At 45.5% G+C, this 7,961-nt stretch carries 7 protein-coding genes; 2 read left to right on the top strand and 5 right to left on the bottom strand.

From position 1 onward, the window contains the following. The coding region (locus IM479_RS19030; protein WP_287699533.1) for a helix-turn-helix domain-containing protein at window positions 1-157 on the bottom strand (157 nt) is incomplete at its 3' end. A gap of 139 nt (window positions 158-296) precedes the next feature. On the opposite strand from IM479_RS19030, the gene IM479_RS19025 reads away from it, so the two are divergent. Next, complete coding sequence (locus tag IM479_RS19025) at window positions 297-923, top strand: DUF2301 domain-containing membrane protein (protein ID WP_287685358.1); 627 nt, start codon at window positions 297-299, stop codon at window positions 921-923. Between the two features lie 288 nt (window positions 924-1,211). Here IM479_RS19025 and IM479_RS19020 read toward each other — a convergent pair whose 3' ends face one another. From IM479_RS19020 to IM479_RS19005, 4 genes are all read right to left on the bottom strand, one after another. Continuing rightward, complete coding sequence (locus IM479_RS19020; RefSeq protein WP_287685357.1) at window positions 1,212-2,210, bottom strand: nitrate ABC transporter ATP-binding protein; 999 nt, start codon at window positions 2,208-2,210, stop codon at window positions 1,212-1,214. 47 nt (window positions 2,211-2,257) lie between these two features. Next, on the bottom strand, window positions 2,258-4,264 hold the full coding sequence (locus IM479_RS19015; protein WP_287685356.1) for an ABC transporter ATP-binding/substrate-binding protein: 2,007 nt from the start codon (window positions 4,262-4,264) through the stop codon (window positions 2,258-2,260). Window positions 4,265-4,432: 168 nt separating this feature from the next. Further along, window positions 4,433-5,260 carry a nitrate ABC transporter permease gene (ntrB, locus tag IM479_RS19010; protein ID WP_287685355.1) on the bottom strand — a complete coding sequence of 276 codons (828 nt, stop codon included), beginning with the start codon at window positions 5,258-5,260 and terminating at the stop codon, window positions 4,433-4,435. A 158-nt stretch (window positions 5,261-5,418) separates the two neighbouring features. Further along, the gene (locus IM479_RS19005) at window positions 5,419-6,741 is read right to left on the bottom strand and encodes a CmpA/NrtA family ABC transporter substrate-binding protein (RefSeq protein ID WP_287685354.1); all 1,323 of its coding nucleotides are present in this window, start codon (window positions 6,739-6,741) and stop codon (window positions 5,419-5,421) included. 746 nt (window positions 6,742-7,487) lie between these two features. Here IM479_RS19005 and IM479_RS19000 point away from each other — a divergent pair. Then, window positions 7,488-7,961: RNA-guided endonuclease InsQ/TnpB family protein (locus IM479_RS19000; RefSeq protein ID WP_287685353.1), on the top strand; the 474-nt coding region annotated here is incomplete at its 3' end.

Raw genomic sequence — 7,961 nt, 5'->3', positions numbered from 1 at the left:
TTTGAGCATATCCTACTCTTTCTTGCTTTTCGTACCATGCTTGTGTTCGTTCGTGGAGAGCTTTATTGTAAACTAATCTTACACAGCCCAAAGTGCGCCGCAATAGCGACTCTTGTTCGGGTGTGGGGTAAAATCGGTAAGAATAGGCTTTTTCCATACCTCGTATTTTAGCATATATTTTGTAAATGCGCTAATATTTAACAGTAAAGCCGTCGCAGAACTACGGGGTTTCAGACCCAAATTTTCGATGATTTGTAGTCAATCTTTTCTAAGCTTCCCTTTTTCTTTAGAGCATAATGACTTCCTCTACTGTCGATCGAGTTTATCAAGGTCAATTCGGAGAGTTTACGATTACGGATAGCGATCGCCTAGTTGTGCGTCTCTACCGTCTGGGGTTAAATTTAGCGGCTTTTAGTTTCGCTGTCGCTACAATTATAGTTCTCACCCGACCGCAATTATTGCCCCTGACTAACCTTTTATACATTGGTTTTTGTCTGGGGTTAGGCATCAGTTTATTGACTATCCATATTTATTTAATTCCCCTCCATCGTCTCCTGCAAGTTTTTTGGCTAATCGGGGTGATTACTTCCCTAATTTTCAGCCTCTATTCTCACCTTTCTCCCCTAGAATTTGTCTATAACCATCCGGTGAGTTTATTCGGTGTCGGCTTTATTTTTGCTAGTCTCACGGGGATTTATTTCAAAGAAGCTTTTTGTTTTAATCGTCTAGAAACCAAGTTTTTAACCCCTCTAGTTCCCACCCTTTTACTCGGTCATCTTTTGGGAATATTGCCCTTAAATTGGGAAAAGGGGCTATTAATTCTCTGGGCGACTTTATTCGTTATCTTTGCTCTGAGAAAGTTAAGCCAACCTCTCCCCAACGATATCGGTGATAAATCGGTCTTTGAACATCTTAATCATTGATGAACTCTCCAGAGATTAATCGGAAAATATTCGGGGAATTAAGAGTGATCAGTAAACAGTAATCAGTAATCAGTGAAAAGACAGTAGGAAACTTCTATTTAATACTGTCATACTAAATCTGGTTATTAAAGACTGATTATTCATTCTCCCTATTGCCTTCTGCCTTTTGCCTGTCCTGATATGTAGCCTATACTCAGCGGATTTAGTATCACTTAAAACTCAAATCTGATAACTGATAACTGATAACTGATAACTGATAACTGATAACTGATAACTGATAACTGTTACTTATTTGGGGGCCTCGATGGTAGGGGGATTAGTAGTATTGGGAGTCTTGCTAGTGAACATTTGTATTAGACTAAAACCGACAAAAGCGAGTAAGGCTATGCCACCAATAGTAGTAACAATTTTACCCACGAGATTTTCTGTGCGGGGTTCTTCGGGGGCATCCTCGTTGGGATCCTCCGAATGGGCAAAACGATTGTAGAGGAAATCGAGGGCTTCATTGCGGAGTTCGTAGTAACGGGGATCTTCGGTGATTTGGGAACGAATCCGGGGACGAGCAAAAGGCATCTTTAACACCTCACCGATTTTAGCGCTCGGGCCGTTGGTCATCATCACCAAGCGATCGCACAAGAACAAAGCCTCATCGATATCGTGGGTAATCATCAACACGGTTAACTGGTGTTCTTGCCAGATTTTCAGCAATTCTTCCTGTAATTCCTCTTTGGTGATCGCATCTAAGGCCCCAAAGGGTTCATCGAGGATGAGGACTTGGGGACGAATGGCCAGGGCGCGGGCGATCGCAACCCGTTGTTTCATGCCTCCCGATAACTGGGGGGGTTTTTTCTGGGCTGCTTCTGTCAATCCCACTAAGGATAGATTTTCTTCCACGATCTTCACCTTCTCAGCCTGAGTTTTTTGGGGATAAACCGAATTAACGCCGATATAAACGTTCTCAAAGGCAGTTTTCCAGGGCAAAAGCGAATAATTTTGGAATACCATCATCCGGTCTGGCCCCGGTTCCTTAACCTCTTTATCCTGTAGCAGCACTTGCCCACGACTAGGAGAAGAAAACCCCGCCACCATATTTAAAAGGGTCGATTTACCGCAGCCGGAGTGACCGATAATGCAGACAAATTCCCCCTCATTGACTTGCAGCTCCACACCGTCTAAAACAGTGTAAACCCCTTCGGGGGAGGGGTATTCTTTGGCAACATTACTAACTAATAAAAAAGGCTGGGTAGTGGTGCTGGAATTCACGGTCTTATCGGTAAAAGTTTGCATAATTCGTCCTAGATTTATTCTAAGGTGGGCTTTGCCCACCACAACCATTAATTAGCGACAGGATCATCGAGGAGAACTTCCGAGACGCGATAATCGCGACGGATTGAGAAACGTTCCAGATAGCCGATCGGATCGTCGGGATTGAAAATAAGATGATCAAAGAGGGCGAAACTGTGGCGATCGGGTTCCAAATCGGGAAGGCCCAGAGACCGGCAAGCTTCGCCAAACAGATCGGGACGACGGACGCGTTCAATCACTTCTACCCAGTTGCGGGGGAAAGGAGCGTAACCCCAACGGGCAAGCTGAGTTAGGGTCCATAGGGCCTCACTCCGGCCCGGACAGTTAGCTTGATCGACGTAAAACTGATTAAATCGGAATAGGGGTTCGGGGGCAGTTCCTAAACCGCGATCGTAACCATCGAGGAAACCGGGGCGGATAATTGCCCTATCCACGCCCACATACTGGGACTGACTGAGAATATTGGCGATTTCTTCTCGATTACGCCGATCATCGCAGTATTCACAGGCTTTAATTAAAGCTTTGACCATGGCGATATGGGTTTCGGGATGTTTTGCCGCCCAAGTTTCCTTGACCCCGAGGACTTTTTCCTGGTGTCCGGGCCAAATATCAAGATCGGTGGCGATAACGTAGCCTAATTTTTCCTGAACGGCGTAGGAGTTCCAGGGTTCCCCCACACAATAACCGTCGATCTTACCTGCTTTTAGCAGGGAAACCATCTGAGGCGGCGGAATTACGGTTAAATTCACATCACTATCGGGATCGATGTCGCCACTAGCTAACCAGTAGCGTAACAGCAAATTGTGCATGGAGGCGGGGTGAACCATGCCGAAAGTGGCGATTTGGTCGGGACTTTGCAGGAGGGCATCCTTTAAGTCGCCCAGTTTTTCTACCCCCAATTCCCTGTATTTATTGCTGAGGGTGATGGCGTTACCGTTGCGACTGAGTACTAAAGCACTAATCACGGGGACAGAGGGCTTATTGCCAGCGCCAATGGTCATACTGAGGGGCATTCCCGCCACCATCTGGGCCGCATCGAGACGACCGGTAGCTACCCCTTGGGCGATCGCTTTCCAGTTGGGTTCCCTTTGCAGGACAACACCCTCCAATCCTTCCTCGGCGAAGAAACCTTTCTCTTGGGCGATAATAATCGGGGCGCAATCGGTGAGGGGGATAAAACCGATGGTGGGATTGGTTTTCAGTCCAGGAGCCTTGGCTATAACCGTCACCGGCCCGGTTGGTCGACCGACTTTCTTCGATCGCTTCTGTTGGTTGAGGAAATAAACGATCTCGTTACGGAGGGAGTAGTAACTAGGGTGATTAACTACTTCCAAACGATGCCGGGGCCGGGGAATGGGAACATCGAGAATCTGACCGATATGGGCCTCTGGTCCGGTGGTTAACATCACCACTCGATCAGATAGTAATAGGGCCTCATCCACATCGTGCGTGACCATGATACAGGTAACGTGGCTTTCTTCGACGATTTCCATCAAACGTTCCTGTAAATTGCCTCTGGTTAACGCATCCAGCGCCCCAAAGGGTTCATCGAGTAGCAGGACTTTTGGCCGTAGGGCTAAAGCGCGGGCGATCGCTACCCGTTGTTTCATGCCTCCCGATAATTCTCCCGGTCGTTTGTTGGCCGCATGGCGCAGGTGTACCATATCGATACTATGTTCGATGACACTTTTGCGTTCAGCGGCCGGTAGATGACGCAGCACACGGTTAACTCCTAGGGCGATATTTTCCCGGACGGTTAACCAAGGCAGCAGAGAATAATTCTGGAAGACCACCATGCGATCGGGACCGGGGTCTTTAATTTCTCTTCCCTCTAAAATCACCCCCCCCACCGTGGGGCGATCGAGTCCGGCGACCATATTTAAGAGGGTGGATTTCCCACAACCGGAGTGACCGATTAAAGAGATAAATTCCCCTTTAGTAACGCTGAGATCGATATTTTTTAGGGCGATATATTGACGGCCATCGGGGAGAGGGAAAACCTTATCAATGTGATCGACTTCAATAAATGCAGACATTTTCAGTTATCAGTTATCAGTTATCAGTTATCAGTTATCAGTTATCAGTTATCAGTTATCAGTTATCAGTTATCAGTTATCAGATGTGAGTTTTTAGTTTACTGTTTACTGTTTACTTAAAAAGCTCCCCACACCCTGCCCCCACCGAAAAACTTTTTGCCGCAAACCCTATTTATTTTCTTCGGGTACAACTAATTTAGCGATGTAGGCCATGAGGCGATCGAGTAAGAACCCAACAATACCCACATAAATCAGGGCGAGGATAATTTCACTAATCATAGAACTATTCCAAGCATCCCAGATAAAGAAGCCAATTCCCACGCCACCGATCAGCATTTCCGCCGCTACAATTGCCAACCAAGATAAACCGATACCGATTCTTAATCCCGTGAAAACGTAGGGAACGGTGGCGGGAAAAAGAATATTGAAAAAGTATTCAACTTTGGATAATTTCAGCACTCTAGAGACGTTTTTATAGTCTTGGGGAACCTGTTGTACTCCCACGGCTGTATTAATAATAATTGGCCAAATTGCCGTAATAAAAATTACAAATATGGCACTAGGTTCGTTATTACGAAAAGCCGCTAGGGAGATGGGTAGCCAAGCTAGGGGGGGAACGGTACGCAGGATTTGAAAAATCGGATCGATCGCATCATAAATTAGGGCGTTGCTACCGATTAAAATACCCGCAGCGATGCCAACAATAGCCGCTAGGGTAAAACCGACGGCCACCCGTTGTAAACTAGCGAAAATTTGCCAGAATAACCCCACATCCGTGCCACCATTATTGAAGAAGGGATTAATAATTAATTCCCAGGTCTCACTAACAACTTTGGTGGGACTAGGAAGGGGGGCATCGGGACTAAAACAGAGAATTTGCCAGATGAGGAGAAAAATTAATAAAGCAATAGCCGAAGTTGCTAGTTTGGGTAATTTTTTTTGCAGGTCTTTTACCCATTTCGGACTGTGAGAACGACGAGAAATAGAAACAGCCATAATCAGTTATCAGTTATCAGTGGTTGAGTTATCAGTGGTTCAGTGATCAGCATTGCTCTTGGCTTGATCCGCAAGAATTTTAGTTATCAGTTATTAATTAACAGTTGTCAGAAAATCATCTTTAACTGATTACTGATTACTGATTAATGCTCACTGATTTAAATCTTCTTGATCTTGAGGGAATCGAGGTAGGCTTGGGGATTTTCGGGATCAAATTTCACACCATCGAAGAAAGTTTCCACGCCGCGAGAGGTAGAAGTAGGAATTTGATCGGCCGGAACATTGAGGGCTGTGGCGGCTTCTCTCCAGATGCCCTCACGGTTAACTTTATCGACTAAAGCTTTGATGTCCGTATCGGCGGGAATATAGCCCCAACGGATGTCTTCAGTCACAAACCAAGTATCATGACTCTTGTAGGGATAGGAAGCGTTATCGCGCCAGAACTTCATGGCTAAGGGGCTATTTTCGATCTTGCGACCATCACCGAAATCGATATTACCTTGCATTCTTCCCAAGATATCGGCGGGGTCAATTTTCAGCCATTCCCGTCCTGCAATGATCTCGCACATTTCCTTAACATTAGCGGGATCATTGCACCATTGTTGCGCTTCCAGAACAGCCATGGTTAAAGCTTTTGCCGCTTTGGGATTTTTGTCCACCCAATCGGCGCGTAAAGCGAAGGCTTTTTCGGGATGGTCTTTCCAGAATTCTCCAGTGATCAAGGCAGTGTACCCGAGGCTTTTGGAGACGATTTGGGCGTTCCACGGTTCGCCGACACAGAACGCGTCCATGGTGCCGACTTTCATATTGGCCACCATCTGCGGCGGGGGAACGACGATGAGGGAGATGTCATTATTGGGATCGATGCCGCCCGCAGATAGCCAGTAACGCATGAACAGGTCGTGGTTGCCCCCTGGAAAGGTGACGGCAGCCTTCATTTCTTTGCCGGCAGATTTCGCTTTGGTGAGGGTTTCTTTGAGTTTAGAACTGTCGAGGTCGAGTTTTAAATCCGCGTGGGATTTGGAGATCGATATCGCTTGACCGTTGGTATTCAAACGCGCCAGGATATACATCGGTACGGGCTGTTTGGTGATTTTGCCCAAGGTCATTAGGTAGGGCATGGGGGATAAAATATGCGCCCCATCGATACCGTTACCCGCCGAACCTAATTCTAGGTTATCCCGGGTGGCAGCCCAAGAGGCTTGTTTCATCACTTGCACATCGGGCATCCCGTGTTTAGCGAATAAACCTTTTTCTTTGGCGATAATTAAGGGGGCAGCGTCGGTGAGGGCAATAAAACCTAGTTTAGCGGTGGTGACTTCGGGAGTTTCTCCACCGGCAACGGGGGAAGCGGCAGGACTACCGGCGGGGGAGGGACTGGTGGCGGTATTATTGGGAGTGGTGCAACCGTGGAGAATTGCCGTTCCTACGGCAGTTGCCCCGGCAGCAAAGATAAATCTACGTCTAGAAAGTTTACTCATGGTCCAATAAATCGTGATTAGAAACTAAACAAAGGTGATGAAACGGTGAAAAATTCTCATGACTTCCCCTAACTGACCGCGGTGATAACCGAGAAAATTTCTTTAAAGTAACTGTTGATTCAGTAAGGATGCTGTAACTATTTTTATCTCTTGATCGCTTTTGCTTGTCCATCTACAGAGATTTAGCAATAGTTTTTGTCTAAGAGATTTTTTCCGGAAGCATAACAGTTTTGAGGAGTCGATAGATAGGGGCGGTTTTTAGTCATCTGGGCTAGAAAGATCACTTTATTTTAGGGTTATCACCGAAGCAATTAACTTAAATTTACAGTCTTCAACGGGAAAGATAGTATAGATTGTTACAAAATATTGCTGGTCATGTAATAACAGCATAAAAATTTGTCGGAAACGCATGGTGAGGTGATGGGGATTTTTTAGAGATGCGCTTGCCCTGTTCTCCCTAGTCTCGATGATGGCAGTCCCAAACGCGGCTGCGAACGCCCGATGATTAGCTGCTATCAGTGGGATTAGACTCTATTTTCATCGAGAGGGCTTCGACGGAAATGACGGGTCTTAATCTTCTCCAAAAACGGATTTTAGCTCTCATGAAGGTTTCTGAATCTATCTACATTATTCACGTTGATCGTTGAAATGAGATAAATCTACCCAATTTTTTCTCAATAAATAATGTAAATTATTGTAAATTTTCGTCGATTAGAGTTGGCAAAATCGGGGGGGAGGGGGGTAAAATGGCTTGTATTCTGACTTGTTCTTGGAAGCAGAAACTAACCTCGAACCAGATCACAGATAAAACTGGAATTGGTAAGTTAAAGCTAGTTGGCTCTTATAATCGTCAAATTTTAGATAAGTCGCTAATTAAAAGAGTTAGGCTTATTAAAAGGGCTGACGGATTTTATTGTCAATTTGTTCTAGACCTTGAGCGAGTAGAACCCATTGATTCTACAGGAAAGGAAATAGGAATTGATGTTGGCTTAAACCATTTCTTGACTGACTCCAATGGAGAAAAAGTAAACAACCCTCGATTTCTTCGTAAAGCTGAGAAGCGTTTAAAGAAAGCGCATCGTCAGCTATCTAAGAAGAAAAAAGGAAGCAACAAGCGTCAAAAGCAGAAGTCAAAAGTAGCCCGCCTTCATTTAAAAGTCTCTAGACAACGTAAAGATTTTGTTGTTAAGACAGCAAAAGCGTTAATCCAATCTAACGAT

This window comes from Microcystis sp. M165S2 (genome assembly GCF_020245885.1).
Classification (GTDB): domain Bacteria; phylum Cyanobacteriota; class Cyanobacteriia; order Cyanobacteriales; family Microcystaceae; genus Microcystis.
This window is presented reverse-complemented; position numbering and strand designations above follow the sequence as displayed.

Coding starts and splice junctions, on each gene's coding strand:
- IM479_RS19025 (WP_287685358.1), top strand. CDS start 297: ATGACTTCCTCTACTGTCGATCGAGTTTATCAAGGTCAATTCGGAGAG.
- IM479_RS19020 (WP_287685357.1), bottom strand. CDS start 2,210: ATGCAAACTTTTACCGATAAGACCGTGAATTCCAGCACCACTACCCAG.
- IM479_RS19015 (WP_287685356.1), bottom strand. CDS start 4,264: ATGTCTGCATTTATTGAAGTCGATCACATTGATAAGGTTTTCCCTCTC.
- ntrB (WP_287685355.1), bottom strand. CDS start 5,260: ATGGCTGTTTCTATTTCTCGTCGTTCTCACAGTCCGAAATGGGTAAAA.
- IM479_RS19005 (WP_287685354.1), bottom strand. CDS start 6,741: ATGAGTAAACTTTCTAGACGTAGATTTATCTTTGCTGCCGGGGCAACT.